Raw genomic sequence first — 13,126 nt, 5'->3', positions numbered from 1 at the left:
GCAAGCAGGGCGGGGTTCGGCGTGCGGGCGGATCGTCCCGTTCCCGCACGTTGATCAGTCCAGCTCGGGGTAGCCGTGGGCGATGGCGGAGACGTCGTCGAGGGCGCGGGAGATCTCCGGGGGCAGGGTGATCTCCTCGACCTGGAGGGCGGCGACGAGCTGGCCGACGTTGCGGGCGCCCACGATGGGCGCCGTCACACCGGGACGGTCACGTACCCAGGCCAGGGCCACTTCGGCGGCCGACACGCCCAGACCGTCGGCGGCGGTCGCCACCGCCTCCACGATCGCCGAGCAGCGCGGCTGCAGGTACGGCAGCACCGAGCGCTCGAAGTGCGGCGACGCGGCCCGTGAGTCGGCCGGGCGGCCGTGGCGGTACTTGCCGGTCAGCACCCCTCGGCCCAGCGGAGACCAGGGCAGCACGCCCAGGCCGAGCGCCGCCGACGCGGGCAGCACCTCGCGCTCGATGCCGCGCTGGAGCAGCGAGTACTCCATCTGCGTGGCCACGATCGGGGCCCGCCCCGGCCAGGCCCGCTGCCAGGTCGCGGCGCGGGCGGTCTGCCAGCCTGAGAAGTTCGACACACCGGCGTAGCGGGCCCGGCCCGAGCTGACCGCGTGGTCGAGCGCGGACAGCGTCTCCTCCCACGGCGTGTCCGGGTCCTGGCCGTGCACCTGCCACAGGTCCACATAGGAGACGCCGAGGCGGCGCAGCGTGGTGTCCAGGGTACGCAGCAGGTGCCCGCGTGAGCCGTCGTGCCGGCGGTCGGCCCGTGCCCGCAGCCCCGCCTTGGCCACGATCAGCACCTCGTCGCGCGACACCATGGCGTCCAGCAGCGTGCCGAGCACCGCTTCGGCCTCGCCGTCGGCGTACACGTCGGCGGTGTCCAGCAGCGTGCCACCCGCGTCCACATACGCCTTGAGCTGGGCGCCCGCATCGTCCGGATCGGTGTCCAGACCCCAGGTCATGGTGCCCAGGGCGAGGCGGGAGACCACCAGCCCGCTACGGCCGAGCGGTCGTTGCTGCATGGGTGAACTGTATTCGGCTTGACACCGTGGCGGGGATCGGCGGGTGGCGTACGACACCGCGCGGGCAACGGTTTACCGAGCCGGCTTTGAGGGAAGTGAGCTGTGGTTGAGGTGTCCGGTCGACCCAGCCCCAGGAGCGCCGAACCATCATGTGGAGCAGTACGGCCGCAGCCAGCCCCGCTGAACCCGGCACCGCCCGTACCCGAAGCCCCTACATCGACACCCTCCGCGCCGCCGCGATCGTGCGCGTGTTCCTCCAGCACACCGCTCCACTGGGCGCGCTGACCACGCTGCTGCCCGCGATGTGGGTCATGTTCGGCCTGGCGGGCTACCTGACCGCGGTCTCGCTGCGGCGCGGTGGCGCGGCGCGCACGGTCCGTTCGCGGGTGCGCCGCCTGCTGCCGCCGCTGTGGATGCTGGCAGCGGTCGCGGTGCCGCTGATGCTGCTGCACGGCTGGCACCCGTTCGTCTGGACCGACCTCATCCCGTGGGTGTTCCCGCTGGTGAACCCACCGGGCAGCGAGTGGGGCGCGGCCTTCGTCATCACGCTGTGGTACCTGCGGGTCTACCTGTGGTTCGTGCTGCTCTCCCCGCTGCTGTGGTGGCTGTTCCAGCGCGCGCCGGTGGCGACGCTGCTGACCCCGCTCGCCACGGCCGTGCTGCTGTCGACCGCGGTCACGCTGCCGGGTTCGCGGATCGGCGACGTGGTCTGGAGCACCGCCGCGTACGGCACGGCCTGGGTGCTCGGGTACGCCCGAGAGTCGGGCCTGCTGGACCGGCTCACCTGGCCGGTCTGCCTGGCGGCCGCGGGCTCGCTGGGCGCGGCCGCGCTGCTGCGCGCCGCCACGGACCTGGACGGCCTGCAGGACCCGCTGGTACCGGTGCTGTGGGGCACCGCCGTGGTGCTCGTCGCCCTGCGCGCCCGGCCGAAGCTGGCCTGGGTGACCGCCGTGGAGCCGGTGCGCCGGGCGGTCGCGCTGCTCAACGCGCGGGCGGTGACCGTCTACGTGTGGCAGCTGCCGATGATCGCGCTGGGCACCTGGCTGCTCGGCGCGCTGGCCGGGCCGCCGCTGCTCACCATCGCGGTCGGGGCGGTGCTGACGCTCGGCGCGGTGCTGTGCTTCGGCTGGGTCGAGGACCTGGCCGCGAAGCGCCCGCCGTCGCTCGTACCGGCTGTTCCGGCAGCTCCGGGGGGCGCGGTGGCGCGTGTGCCGGTGCCGTCGCGGGTGCCGGCGGCCTGAGACACGGGTCATCCTTCCCATGATTCTTACTACTCGGTAACCTGGGGCCACCGCCACCGACGCGGCCCGGCCAACGGAGGTCACCATGCGACTCGGTCTCAACATCGGCTACCTGACGCCGTGGTCCACGCCCGACAGCCTGCTGGCCCTGGCGCGGGAGGCCGACCAGCTCGGCTTCGCGGTGGTCTGGGCGGCCGAGGCGTACGGCTCGGACTCGCCGACCCTGCTGTCCTGGATCGCCGCGCAGACCGAGCGCATCGACATCGGCAGCGCCGTCATGCAGATCCCCGGCCGCACCCCCGCCGCCAGCGCAATGACCGCCGCGACCCTCGACACGCTGTCCGGCGGCCGTTTCCGGCTCGGCCTGGGCGTGTCCGGCCCGCAGGTCTCCGAGGGCTGGCACGGCGTGCGCTTCGCCAAGCCGCTGGCCCGCACCCGCGAGTACGTCGACGTCGTCAAGCTCGCGCTGTCGCGCAAGCAGGTCACCTACGAGGGCGAGTTCCACACCCTGCCGCTGCCCGACGGCCCCGGCAAGGCGCTGCGCCTGAACTTCCACCCGCTGCGCACCGAGATCCCGGTCTACCTCGCCGCGGTCGGCCCGAAGAACCTCGAACTGGCCGGCGAGATCGCCGACGGCTGGCTCGCCGTGTTCTACGCGCCCGAGTTCGCCCAGGAGCAGCTCGGCCAGATCGCGGCGGGCCGCGCCAAGGTCGGCAAGACCCTCGACGGCTTCGACATCGTGCCCAGCGTGCCCGTCGTCATCGGCGACGATGTCGAGATGTGCGCCGAACTCGTGCGCGCCTACGCCGCGCTGTACGTCGGCGGCATGGGCAGCCGCCAGCAGAACTTCTACAACCAGCTGGCCACCCGCATGGGCTACGGCGAGGCCGCCGCGCAGGTCCAGGAGCTGTATCTGGCCGGGCGCCAGCGCGACGCCGCCGCGGCGATCCCGATGGAGTTCATCGACCGCACCTCATTGCTGGGCCCCAAGGACCGCATCGCGCGACGCCTGCGTGAGTTCGCCGAATCGGGCGTGACTACGCTGTCGCTGGCGCTGTTCGTCGCAGACGCCGACTCCGGCAGGGAGACCTTGCGTACGGTGGCCGAAGCGTACGCGGAGAGCGGACTGGGAGACTAAGTGGAGATCGAGATCTGGCAGGCGATCGTCCTGGGCATCGTGGAGGGGATCACCGAATTCCTCCCGATCTCCTCAACGGGACACCTGACCATCACCGAGAAGCTGATGGGCCTGCCGATCGACGATCCCGCCGTCACCGCCTTCACCGCCGTGATCCAGATCGGAGCGATCGCGGCGGTGCTGGTGTACTTCTTCAAGGACATCACCCGCCTGGCCGGAGCCTGGTTCAAGGGCCTGTTCTCGGCCGAGGCCCGCCAGATCTTCGACTACAAGTTCGCCTGGTACGTCATCGCGGGCTCGATCCCGATCGGCATCGTCGGCTTTCTGGCCAAGGACTGGATCACCGGCCCGCTGCGCAGCATGTGGTTCGTGGCGGGCGCGCTGATCGTGTGGAGCGGCGTGATGGCCTTCGCCGAGTACGCCGCCACCCAGACCCGCGGCGAGAAGCAGCTGCGCCTGGTCGACACGATCGTCATCGGCTTCGCCCAGTGCCTGGCCCTGATCCCGGGCGTCTCCCGCTCCGGCGCGACAATCACCACCGGCCTGCTGCGCGACATCGACCGGGTCACCGCCACCCGGCTGTCGTTCTTCCTCGGCGTGCCCGCGCTCGTCGCCGCCGGCATCTACGAGCTACCCGAGGCGGTGGGCAGCCCGGCCGTCAGCAACGCCGCGCTGATCGTCGGCACGGTCGTCAGCTTCCTCGTGGCGTACGCCTCGATCGCCTGGCTGCTCAAGTTCGTCGCCCATCACTCACTGATGGCCTTTGTCTGGTATCGGGTGATCCTGGGTGGTGCGATCATCGCATTGCTCGCCACGAACACCATCTCCGCGACCTAGGCTGGCGATCGTGGCCACGCTACTGCTGCTGCGGCACGGACGCACCACCGCCAACGCCGACGGCATCCTCGCCGGGGACCTGCCCGTCGAGCTGGACGAACTCGGCGTCGCCCAGGCCGAACAGGCCCGCGGGCGGCTCGCCGGGCTGCCGCTGGCCGTCGTGCTGAGCAGCCCCCTGGTCCGCTGCAAGCAGACCCTCGAACTCGCCCTGCCCGGCGTCGTCCCGGTGGCCGAGGAGGGCCTGCGCGAATGCGGCTACGGCGAATGGTCGGGGCGCTCGCTCAAGGAGCTCGCCGACAACCCGCTGTGGTCGACCGTGCAGCACCACCCCGCCGCGGTCGTGTTCCCCGGCGGCGAGGCGATGGCGGCCATGGCCAACCGCGCCGTCACCGCCGTACGCGCCTGGGACGCCCGGATAACCGAGTCGCACGGCCCGGACGCGGTGTGGCTGGCGTGCAGCCACGGTGACGTGATCAAGGCGATCGTGGCCGACGCGCTGGGTATGCACCTGGACCTGTTCCAGCGCATCTCGGTCGAGCCGTCCTCGGTCACCGCGATCCGCTACACCCCGCAGCGCCCGTTCGTGCTCCGCGTCAACGACACCGGCACCCCCGTCTCCGCCCTCCTCCACAAGCACCGCCCCCCAGCCGAGGAGACCGCCGAGAGCGACGCCGTCCTCGGCGGCGGCGCCTGACCCACCGGCTCCTTCCCGGCGAATGGTCGACGCACCCCGTTTTAAATAGACGCTGGCCTATCTCATCGAATTTTTGGGGCTAAATCTCGATGAGATAGGCCAGCGTCTATTTCTGGCGGGGGCCGGGCGGGTAGGCGGGGCGGGGTTAGGGGTGGGGGAGGGGTGTGGCTGATGAGGCGCGCAGGCCGTCCAGGGATACGTGGAGGATGCGGCGCCAGGACGGCTCCGGCACGACCGGGGCTATGCGGCCGAGCGCGACCAGCAGCAGGGACACGTCCTCGGCGGTGATGTCGGGGCGCAGGTCGCCGGAGGCGTGGGCGGCGCGGACCAGCTCCGCGATCAGCGGGCCGACCTGCTGGCGGCAGTGCTGGCGGGCGGTGTTCCCAGCCTGGCCGGGCAGGGCCTGGCAGTACGCGTCGAGCAGGCCGGGGGAGGCCGTCTGCCGGGTCAGGGCGTCGCCCAGGAAACGGCTCAGGTCCGACCAGGCCCGGCCGGTCAGCGCGGCCGACGCGGCGGCGGCCCAGGAGGTGAACACGTGCTCCAGTGCCGCGTCGAGCAGGGCTTCCTTGGTGGGGAAGTGGCGGTACAGGGTGCCCATGCCGACCTCGGCCCGGCGGGCGATCTCGCGTACGTCGACGTCGCTGCCGCGCTCGGTGATCAACCCGGCCGCCGCGTCGAGCAGCCGCACCCGGTTACGGGCGGCATCGCTGCGGGTGGCGGCCGGGGGTGACGTCATGCACACACCCTACCGGAGCGGCTGCTCCGCTTCGGTGCTACGGTCGTAGGGCAGGCGGAGCAAGTGCTCCGTTTCACGCCGACCGGGATCACCGGCCACGCTCGGCGGGACCGTGCCAGGTCCCGCCGGGCACCGGCCCGGTCCGGCCGGTGCCCGCCACGTCAGAAGGACGGCCGCATGACGATCCCGCTCTCCATCCTCGACCTGGCCCGCATCGGCCCCGGCGAGACCGCGCGCGACAGCATCGCGGCCAGCGTCGAACTCGCCCGCACCGCCGAGGAGCACGGCTACCGGCGCGTCTGGTACGCCGAGCACCACAACATGCCCAGCATCGCCTCGTCGGCGCCGGCGGTGCTGATCGCGCACGTCGGCACGTTCACCCGCGAGATCCGGCTCGGCGCGGGCGGCGTCATGCTGCCCAACCACACACCGCTGACCATCGCCGAGCAGTACGGCACCCTCGACGCGATGTACCCCGGCCGCATCGACCTCGGACTGGGCCGGGCTCCGGGCTCGGACCAGAACACGATGCGCGCGCTGCGCCGTGACGCGCAGTCGGCCGAGGGCTTCCCGAACGACGTGCTGGAACTGCAGGCGTACCTGGCGGGCAGGTCGCGTATCCCCGGCGTGGACGCGGTGCCGGGCAAGGGCTCGAACGTGCCGCTGTACATCCTCGGCTCGTCGATGTTCGGCGCGACGCTGGCCGCCGCGCTGGGCCTGCCGTACGCGTTCGCCTCGCACTTCGCGCCACAGGCCCTGGAGGCCGCCGTGGCCGCGTACCGGCGGGAGTTCCGGCCGTCCGAGCAGCTCGACCGGCCGTACGTGATCGCCGGGGTCAATGTCGTCGCCGCCGACACGACCGCCGAGGCGAGGGAGCAGTTCCAGGGCACCCGGCGGGCGTTCGCCACGGGACTGTTCGGGCGGGGCCAGACGTTCACCGACGAGCAGGCCGACCAGCTCCTGGCGCAGGGCGCGGGGGCGCACGTCGACCAGATGCTCCAGTACGCCGCCCTCGGCACGCCCGCGCAGGTCCGCGACTACCTGGAGGCGTTCGCCCGGCAGGCGGGGGCCGACGAGCTGATCGTCGCCCACCACGCCACCGGCGAGGCCCGCCTGCGCTCGGTCGCCCTGACCGCCGAGGCCCTGGACTCCGTCCGCGCCTGACCGGGTCAGGTGTCGAGGCACAGGGCGAGGTAGAGGTCCACGCGGTCGGTGAAGCGGTCGAGGTCGCGGCCGGTGAGGTCGGCGATGCGGCGGATGCGGTAGCGCAGCGTGTTGACGTGCAGGTGCATCTCGGCGGCGCAGCGGGTCCAGGAGCCGTCGCAGGCCAGGAACGTCTGCAGGGTGCGTACCAGGTCTGCGTGGTGATCGGCGTCGTAGGCCCGCAGCGGCGCGAGCAGCCGGTCGGCGAACGCCTGCCGGGTCGCCCGGGGCACCCCTGCCAGCAGCAGGTCATGTGAGGCCAGCTCGTCGCTGCCGATGACGGCCACCCGATCCCGCTGCTCCACCGCATACCGGTGCGCGTGCCTGGCCCGCGACAGCGCCGCGGGCAGCTCCGCGACCCCCGCCGCCTCACTCGACCCGGCCGCGAACCGCGTCCCCCGCGCCGCCGTCGTCAGATGCCGACCCGCCTCCCGCAGCCCTCCGACCCTGCCCACGTCCGCCGCCACCGCGACAACCTCCCCGCCCACCACCGCGACAGCAGCCCCCGGCACCATCTCCTCCACGACCGCGACGGCTACACCGTCCGCGTCGTGCGGTTTCGAGGAAACCGCACGCTTCACCGCCCCGATTCCTGCGGTTTCCCCGAAACCGCAACCCGAACCCGAACCCGAACCCGCGCCCGAGCGCGAGGCGGAGGCGGGGAGGGTGGCGACAAGGACGGTGTAGGGGCCGGTGAGGGGGAGGCCGCAGGCGTGGAGGGCGGCGGCTAGTTCGGGTGGGTCGGCGGCGCTCGTGAGGGTGGCGGCGAGGTGGACGGCCAGGCGGCGTTCGATGCGGCGGGCGCGTTCGGAGCGGGCCGCGTCGAGGGCGGTCAGCTCGACGAGTTCTTCGAGCAGGGTGGGGTCGGCGCAGGCGACGAACCGGGTGCCCGGGGTCGCGGTCGGGCCGGGGGCGTCGAGGTGGAAGTCCCGGTCGCCGATCCGGCAGCGGGCGGGCAGGGTGTCCGCGCGCAGGAACGCGGTCGCGAGCCGCCGCCCGATGGCCAGGTCGCGGGGCGTGTCTTCGGGGTCGCCGACGATGACGCGGCCGGTGCTGGTCAGCACCCAGGCTCCCGTGGCGGGCCACACCTCGGCCAGGTCCGCACCGGCGGCGAGCGTCGCGACCATGCCGCGGCGGCGGCTGCGGGCGGCCAGCGCCCCGGCCTCGCGCTCGGCCCACAGCACCGTGTTGATCCGGTCGGTGACCTCGCGGAACGACACCTCGGCGGGCACCGCGAACAGCGGCAGCCGGTGCCGGCGGCAGGCTTCGACGAGGTCGGCGGGGACCGGGCCGAGCAGCGCCTCGCCCGCGCCGAGCGCGGCCACCCCGGCCCCGGCCAGCGCGGCGACGAACAGCTCCGAGTCGGCGGGTTCCCGCCGCCACATCATTCCGGTCAGCACGACCTCGCCGCCCGCGAGGTAACGGGCCGGGTCGAGCAGGTCGGTGGTGTACGCGAGGTGGGCGGGGCGGTCCAACTCGCCCTCCCCGGCGAGCACCGGCAGCCGGACACCGGGCTGTTCCAGCACGTCACGTAGCCGCATGGGCACCGCCTTTGTCGTAACCTCCAAAGAGCCTAGCCAGGCTTTGTTGCAGTTTCGGTCCTTCTCACCCTTCACCGCCAGGGGGTAGGGCAGTTGACTCATTCCATGTCGGCGGCCGAGTTCAACGCTCTGCCCGCGCCGGACGCCGTACGCGAGTTGCTGGCCTGCAACGCGTCGAGTGCGTGGGCGCGGGCGGTGGCTGCCGGGCGGCCGTACGCGGATCTCGGTGAGCTGCGCGAGGTCGCCGCCGGGGCGGTCGGCGCGCTGACCTGGCCGGACGTGCGGGAAGCTCTCGACGCGCACCCGCGTATCGGTGAGCGGGCGGTGGGCGAGGGCCGGGAGGCGGCGTGGTCGCGCCGCGAGCAGTCCGGTGCCGCGTCCGCCGACGAGCGGACCGCGAAGGAACTGGTCGAGGCCAATCGGGCGTACGAGGACCGCTTCGGCCACGTGTTCCTGATCTTCGCCAGCGGCCGGACGGCCGACGAGATGCTCGCCTCGGCACGGCAGCGGCTGCGCAACGACGAGGCCGCCGAGCGCGACGTGGTACGCCGCGAGCTGACAGCGATCACCTTGCTGCGTCTCGACCGGTTGTTCGGGACATGAGGGGAAGCGCGCGATGACCCTGTCGACGCACGTGCTGGACACCTGCCGTGGCGAACCGGCCGCCGACGTGCAGGTGACGTTGCAGCGGCTGGGGCAGTACGGCTGGGTGACCGTCGCGACCGGGTCCACGAACGCCGACGGGCGGCTGGCCGACTGGGTGCCCCCCGAGCAGTGGCTGGTCGGCCGCTACGGGCTGCGCTTCGACGTCGCCGCGTACCAGGGGCTGGGCAGTTTCTTCCCCGAGGTGACCGTGGTCTTCGACGTCACCGAGCCCGACCGCCACCTGCACGTGCCGCTGCTGCTGAGCAAGTTCGGCTACACCACCTACCGGGGGTCCTGATGACGATCCGCCTTGGCCCGAACCGGTACGGCAAGGCCGAGTGCCGCCTGGTCACCGTGGTCCGCGACGGGCCGCGCCACGAGCTGACCGACCTGAACGTCAGCACCCGCCTCGCGGGCCGCCTCGACGCCACGCACCTGACCGGCGACAACGCCGACGTGCTGCCCACCGACACGCAGAAGAACACGGTGTACGCGTTCGCCCGCGACGGCTTCGCCGGCATCGAGGAGTTCGGGCTGCGGCTGGCCCGCCACTTCGTGACCGGGCCGATCGACCGGGCGCAGGTGCACGTCGAGGCGTACGGCTGGCGGCGGCTCGGCGGCCACACGTTCGCCCGCGCCGGGGACGAGGTGCGTTCCGCGACCCTGACCGCGACCGCCGGGCAGGCCTGGGCCGTCGGCGGGCTGCACGGGCTGACGCTGCTGAACACGACCGGCTCGATGTTCAAGGGCTTCCCGCGCGATCAGTACACGACGCTGCCGGAGGCCGACGACCGCATCCTGGCCACGGCCGTGGACGCCCGCTGGCGCTTCGCCACGCTCGACGTCGACTGGAATGCCGCGTTCGCGGCGATCCGCGAGGGCCTGGTCGGCGCGTTCACCGACACGTACAGCCGCTCGCTGCAGCAGACCCTGTACGCGATGGGGGAGCGGGTGCTGGAGCGGGTGCCCGAGGTCGCCGAGGTGCGGCTGGCGCTGCCGAACCGGCATCACTTCCTGGTCGACCTGTCCCCGTTCGGCCTGGACAACCCGGACGCGGTCTACGTCGCGGCCGACCGCCCGTACGGCCTGATCGAAGGCACCGTGCTGCGCGACGACGCACCCCTGCCGGGGCTAGCGTGGGACCTGGGAGCGGCCTGATGGACTTTCTTACCCCACCGACCTGGGCCGACGCCCTGGCGATCAGGGCGGAGCGGCCGGACGCCGTGCCGATCGCGGGCGGCACCGACGTGATGGTCGAGCTGAACTTCCACCGGCGGCGGCCGGGCGTGCTACTCGACCTGACCCGCATCGGCGACCTGACCACGTGGTCGCTGGACGGCGAGCTGCTGCGCATCGGCGCGGGCGTCTCGTACACCCGGATCATCGAGGAGCTCGGCGACCGGCTGCCGGGCCTGGCCATGGCCGCGCGCACGGTCGGTTCGCCGCAGATCCGCAACCGGGGCACCCTCGGCGGCAACCTGGGCTCGGCCTCGCCCGCCGGGGACGGCCACCCGCCGCTGCTGGCCGCCGACGCCCACGTCGAGCTGGCCTCGGTGCGCGGCACCCGGCTGGTGCCCGTCGACGGGTTCTTCACCGGGCCCAAACGCAGCGTGCTCGCCCCCGACGAGCTGATCGCGGCCGTGTGGGTGCGGCCCGCCGACGGCCCGGAGCAGTTCTCGAAGATCGGCACCCGCAACGCGATGGTCATCGCGGTCAGCTCGTTCTCGCTGGCTCTGCACCCCGGCCGCCGCGCCGTCGGCACCGGCATCGGCTCGGCCGCGCCGACGCCGCGCCGGGCGACCGACGCCGAGCTGTACGCCGCCGGTGAGCTGCCCTGGGACACCCTCGCCGCGCTGGAACCCGGCGTTGCGCGGCGCTTCGGCGAGCTGGTCGCCGAGGCGGCGTCGCCGATCGACGACGTGCGCGGCACCGCCGCGTACCGCCGCCACGCGCTGGCCGTGCTGGCCCGGCGCACCCTGACCTGGGCCTGGAGGGACCTATGCGGGTGACCTGCACGGTCAACGGCACGAGCCGGACCGCCGACGACGTCTGGGAGGGCGAGAGCCTGCTCTACGTGCTGCGCGAGCGGCTCGGCCTGCCCGGCAGCAAGAACGCCTGCGAGCAGGGCGAGTGCGGCTCCTGCACGGTGTACCTAGACGGCACGGCGGTCTGCGCCTGCCTGGTCGCCGCCGGTCAGGCCGCCGGACGCGACGTGCGTACCGTCGAAGGGCTGGCGCCCGAGGGCGACCTCGACCCGGTGCAGCGGGCATTCCTGCAGGCCGGGGCCGTCCAGTGCGGCTTCTGCACGCCGGGCCTGATCGTTTCGGTGCATGACCTGCTCGCCCGCGTGCCCCGCCCCACCGACCCCCAGATCCGCGAGGCGCTGGCGGGCAACCTGTGCCGCTGCACGGGCTACGAGAAGATCATGGATGCGGTACGCCTGGCCGCGGCCACGGCGAGCGAGCCCGGCGCGGCAGCGGCCGGCCCGGACGGGGCGGGGAGCCGATGAGGACCGTCATCAACGGCTGCGCCATCGCGACCGTCGACGCGGCGGGCGCGGAGTATCCGCGCGGGCACCTCGTCGTCGACGGCGACCGGATCACCGAGGTCGGGCCGGGGGACTTCGACGGCCCCGCCGACCAGGTCATCGACGGCCGGGGCTGCCTGGCCACGCCCGGCCTGGTCAACACCCACCACCACCTCTACCAGTGGGCCACCCGAGGTCTGGCCCAGCAGAGCAACCTGTTCGACTGGCTCGTCGAGCTGTATCCGGTGTGGGCCGGGCTCGACGACGAACTCGTGTACGTCACCACCAGCGCCGGGCTGGGCGCGCTCGCGCTGTCGGGCTGCACCACCGCCGCCGACCACCACTACGTCTTCCCGCGCGGCTCCGGGGACCTGATCGGTACCCAGGTCGAGGCGGCGGCTTCGGTCGGCGTACGGCTGCATGCCTGTCGGGGTTCGATGGATCTCGGCACGTCGCAGGGCGGGCTGCCGCCGGACAGTGTCGTCGAGTCGACCGACGCGGCGCTGGCCGCGACCGCCGCCGCGATCGAGCGGCACCACGACCCGTCGCCCTCGGCGATGGTCCGCGTCGCGGTCGCGCCGTGCTCGCCGTTCTCGGTCACCTCCGACCTGATGCGCGAGGCCGCTTCCCTGGCCCGCGCGCACGGCGTACGCCTGCACACGCACCTGGCCGAGACCGTCGAGGAGGACGCGTTCTGCCGCGAGCGTTTCGGCGTCACGCCGGTCGAGTACGCGGAGAAGCTGGGCTGGCTCGGCGAGGACGTGTGGCTCGCGCACGGCGTACACCTCGACGACAACGCGGTCGCCCGGCTCGGCGCGACCGGCACCGGCGTCGCGCACTGCCCCAGCTCGAACGCGCGCCTCGGCGCGGGCATCGCCCGGGTGCGCGACCTGCTCGACGCGGGCGCGCCGGTCGGCCTCGGCGTCGACGGCGCGGCCTCGCAGGAGGCCGGTGAGCTGGGCCCCGAACTGCGCCAGGCGCTGCTGGCGGCCCGCCTGCGCGGCGGCCCGGCCGCGCTGACCGCCCGCGAGGCGCTCGCCCTGGCCACCACCGGCGGGGCCCGCTGCCTGGGCCGCGACGCCGAACTCGGCACCCTCGAACCCGGCCGCCTGGCCGACGTCGCCCTCTGGCGCATCGACGACCTCGGCCACGCGGGCATCGAGGACCCGGTCGCCGCCCTCGTCTTCGGCCCACCCGCCCGCGTCGAAGCCCTCCTGGTCGGCGGCGCCCTGGTCGTCCGCCACGGCCACCTCCTCCACACCGACGCAGACTCCCTCGCCCGCGACCTCACCCGAGTAACCCACACCCTTCTCCGAAAGGCGGGCCGATGACCACCCCCCGCGCCCCGCGCCCGCCTCACCTGTCGCAACTCTTAAAGAGTCGCGGCCTCAGGACCCCTTCGACGGCGCGACTCTTTAAGAGGGTGTCTGGTTCGGGTTGGTGTTGGTTTGTGATCGGCGGGGTGAGTGTCGGGCGTGAAGGTCCCACACATTTGTGGTGGGGGCTGGTAGGACCGCGTGTCGTGACGTCTTCGCGGCGGG

The 13,126-nt window shown here is 73.1% G+C and carries 14 protein-coding genes; 11 read left to right on the top strand and 3 right to left on the bottom strand.

Going from position 1 to position 13,126, the window contains the following annotated elements:
* Positions 1-54 precede the first annotated feature (54 nt).
* Complete coding sequence (locus tag HAV40_RS23095; RefSeq protein WP_166384641.1) at positions 55-1,023, bottom strand: aldo/keto reductase; 969 nt, start codon at positions 1,021-1,023, stop codon at positions 55-57.
* A 149-nt stretch (positions 1,024-1,172) separates the two neighbouring features.
* On the opposite strand from HAV40_RS23095, the gene HAV40_RS23090 reads away from it, so the two are divergent.
* The 4 genes from HAV40_RS23090 to HAV40_RS23075 all read left to right on the top strand — a co-directional run bounded on the left by HAV40_RS23090 (position 1,173) and on the right by HAV40_RS23075 (position 4,933).
* Positions 1,173-2,264: an acyltransferase family protein gene (locus HAV40_RS23090; protein ID WP_166384639.1), complete on the top strand. Its 1,092-nt coding sequence runs from the start codon at positions 1,173-1,175 to the stop codon at positions 2,262-2,264.
* 85 nt (positions 2,265-2,349) lie between these two features.
* Positions 2,350-3,402, top strand: a complete 1,053-nt coding sequence (locus HAV40_RS23085) for an LLM class F420-dependent oxidoreductase (RefSeq protein WP_166384637.1) — start codon at positions 2,350-2,352, stop codon at positions 3,400-3,402.
* Between the two features lie 6 nt (positions 3,403-3,408).
* Positions 3,409-4,239, top strand: coding sequence for an undecaprenyl-diphosphate phosphatase (locus HAV40_RS23080; RefSeq protein WP_166384949.1), 831 nt, complete (start codon positions 3,409-3,411; stop codon positions 4,237-4,239).
* Between the two features lies 1 nt (position 4,240).
* On the top strand, positions 4,241-4,933 hold the full coding sequence (locus tag HAV40_RS23075; RefSeq protein WP_166384950.1) for an MSMEG_4193 family putative phosphomutase: 693 nt from the start codon (positions 4,241-4,243) through the stop codon (positions 4,931-4,933).
* A gap of 145 nt (positions 4,934-5,078) precedes the next feature.
* On the opposite strand, the gene HAV40_RS23070 is transcribed toward HAV40_RS23075, so the two are convergent.
* Entirely contained in the window at positions 5,079-5,669 is a 591-nt protein-coding gene (locus tag HAV40_RS23070; RefSeq protein WP_166384635.1) for a TetR/AcrR family transcriptional regulator, read from the bottom strand.
* Positions 5,670-5,846: 177 nt separating this feature from the next.
* Here HAV40_RS23070 and HAV40_RS23065 point away from each other — a divergent pair, with 177 nt between their 5' ends.
* On the top strand, positions 5,847-6,833 hold the full coding sequence (locus tag HAV40_RS23065; RefSeq protein ID WP_166384633.1) for an LLM class flavin-dependent oxidoreductase: 987 nt from the start codon (positions 5,847-5,849) through the stop codon (positions 6,831-6,833).
* 5 nt (positions 6,834-6,838) lie between these two features.
* On the opposite strand, the gene HAV40_RS23060 is transcribed toward HAV40_RS23065, so the two are convergent.
* On the bottom strand, positions 6,839-8,413 hold the full coding sequence (locus HAV40_RS23060; protein ID WP_166384631.1) for a PucR family transcriptional regulator: 1,575 nt from the start codon (positions 8,411-8,413) through the stop codon (positions 6,839-6,841).
* 105 nt (positions 8,414-8,518) lie between these two features.
* Between HAV40_RS23060 and uraD the strand changes: the two genes are divergently transcribed.
* The 6 genes from uraD to HAV40_RS23030 are packed head-to-tail and all read left to right on the top strand — an operon-like array spanning position 8,519 to position 12,916.
* Positions 8,519-9,016 (top strand): 2-oxo-4-hydroxy-4-carboxy-5-ureidoimidazoline decarboxylase, encoded by a 498-nt coding sequence (gene uraD, locus HAV40_RS23055; protein ID WP_166384629.1) that lies wholly within the window; start codon positions 8,519-8,521, stop codon positions 9,014-9,016.
* Positions 9,017-9,029: 13 nt separating this feature from the next.
* A complete protein-coding gene (gene uraH / locus HAV40_RS23050; protein ID WP_166384627.1) occupies positions 9,030-9,356 on the top strand; it encodes a hydroxyisourate hydrolase in 327 nt (108 codons plus the stop codon).
* On the top strand, positions 9,356-10,216 hold the full coding sequence (gene pucL, locus HAV40_RS23045) for a factor-independent urate hydroxylase (RefSeq protein ID WP_166384625.1): 861 nt from the start codon (positions 9,356-9,358) through the stop codon (positions 10,214-10,216). The genes uraH and pucL overlap by 1 nt, the downstream gene beginning before the upstream one ends.
* On the top strand, positions 10,216-11,067 hold the full coding sequence (locus HAV40_RS23040) for an FAD binding domain-containing protein (protein WP_166384623.1): 852 nt from the start codon (positions 10,216-10,218) through the stop codon (positions 11,065-11,067). The genes pucL and HAV40_RS23040 overlap by 1 nt, the downstream gene beginning before the upstream one ends.
* Positions 11,058-11,567, top strand: coding sequence for a (2Fe-2S)-binding protein (locus tag HAV40_RS23035; protein ID WP_166384621.1), 510 nt, complete (start codon positions 11,058-11,060; stop codon positions 11,565-11,567). Before HAV40_RS23040 ends, HAV40_RS23035 begins: the two co-directional genes overlap by 10 nt.
* The gene (locus HAV40_RS23030) at positions 11,564-12,916 is read left to right on the top strand and encodes an 8-oxoguanine deaminase (RefSeq protein WP_166384619.1); all 1,353 of its coding nucleotides are present in this window, start codon (positions 11,564-11,566) and stop codon (positions 12,914-12,916) included. The genes HAV40_RS23035 and HAV40_RS23030 overlap by 4 nt, the downstream gene beginning before the upstream one ends.
* The last annotated feature ends 210 nt before the right edge of the window (positions 12,917-13,126 follow it).

The organism is Catellatospora methionotrophica, from assembly GCF_011297335.1.
In the GTDB taxonomy this organism is placed as follows: Bacteria; Actinomycetota; Actinomycetes; order Mycobacteriales; family Micromonosporaceae; genus Catellatospora; species Catellatospora methionotrophica.
The sequence above is the reverse complement of the archived record's forward strand: the minus strand, read 5'-3'. Positions and strand labels throughout refer to the sequence as shown.

Coding starts and splice junctions, on each gene's coding strand:
- HAV40_RS23095 (WP_166384641.1), bottom strand. CDS start 1,023: ATGCAGCAACGACCGCTCGGCCGTAGCGGGCTGGTGGTCTCCCGCCTC.
- HAV40_RS23090 (WP_166384639.1), top strand. CDS start 1,173: ATGTGGAGCAGTACGGCCGCAGCCAGCCCCGCTGAACCCGGCACCGCC.
- HAV40_RS23085 (WP_166384637.1), top strand. CDS start 2,350: ATGCGACTCGGTCTCAACATCGGCTACCTGACGCCGTGGTCCACGCCC.
- HAV40_RS23070 (WP_166384635.1), bottom strand. CDS start 5,669: ATGACGTCACCCCCGGCCGCCACCCGCAGCGATGCCGCCCGTAACCGG.
- HAV40_RS23065 (WP_166384633.1), top strand. CDS start 5,847: ATGACGATCCCGCTCTCCATCCTCGACCTGGCCCGCATCGGCCCCGGC.
- HAV40_RS23060 (WP_166384631.1), bottom strand. CDS start 8,413: ATGCGGCTACGTGACGTGCTGGAACAGCCCGGTGTCCGGCTGCCGGTG.
- uraD (WP_166384629.1), top strand. CDS start 8,519: ATGTCGGCGGCCGAGTTCAACGCTCTGCCCGCGCCGGACGCCGTACGC.
- uraH (WP_166384627.1), top strand. CDS start 9,030: ATGACCCTGTCGACGCACGTGCTGGACACCTGCCGTGGCGAACCGGCC.
- pucL (WP_166384625.1), top strand. CDS start 9,356: ATGACGATCCGCCTTGGCCCGAACCGGTACGGCAAGGCCGAGTGCCGC.
- HAV40_RS23040 (WP_166384623.1), top strand. CDS start 10,216: ATGGACTTTCTTACCCCACCGACCTGGGCCGACGCCCTGGCGATCAGG.
- HAV40_RS23035 (WP_166384621.1), top strand. CDS start 11,058: ATGCGGGTGACCTGCACGGTCAACGGCACGAGCCGGACCGCCGACGAC.
- HAV40_RS23030 (WP_166384619.1), top strand. CDS start 11,564: ATGAGGACCGTCATCAACGGCTGCGCCATCGCGACCGTCGACGCGGCG.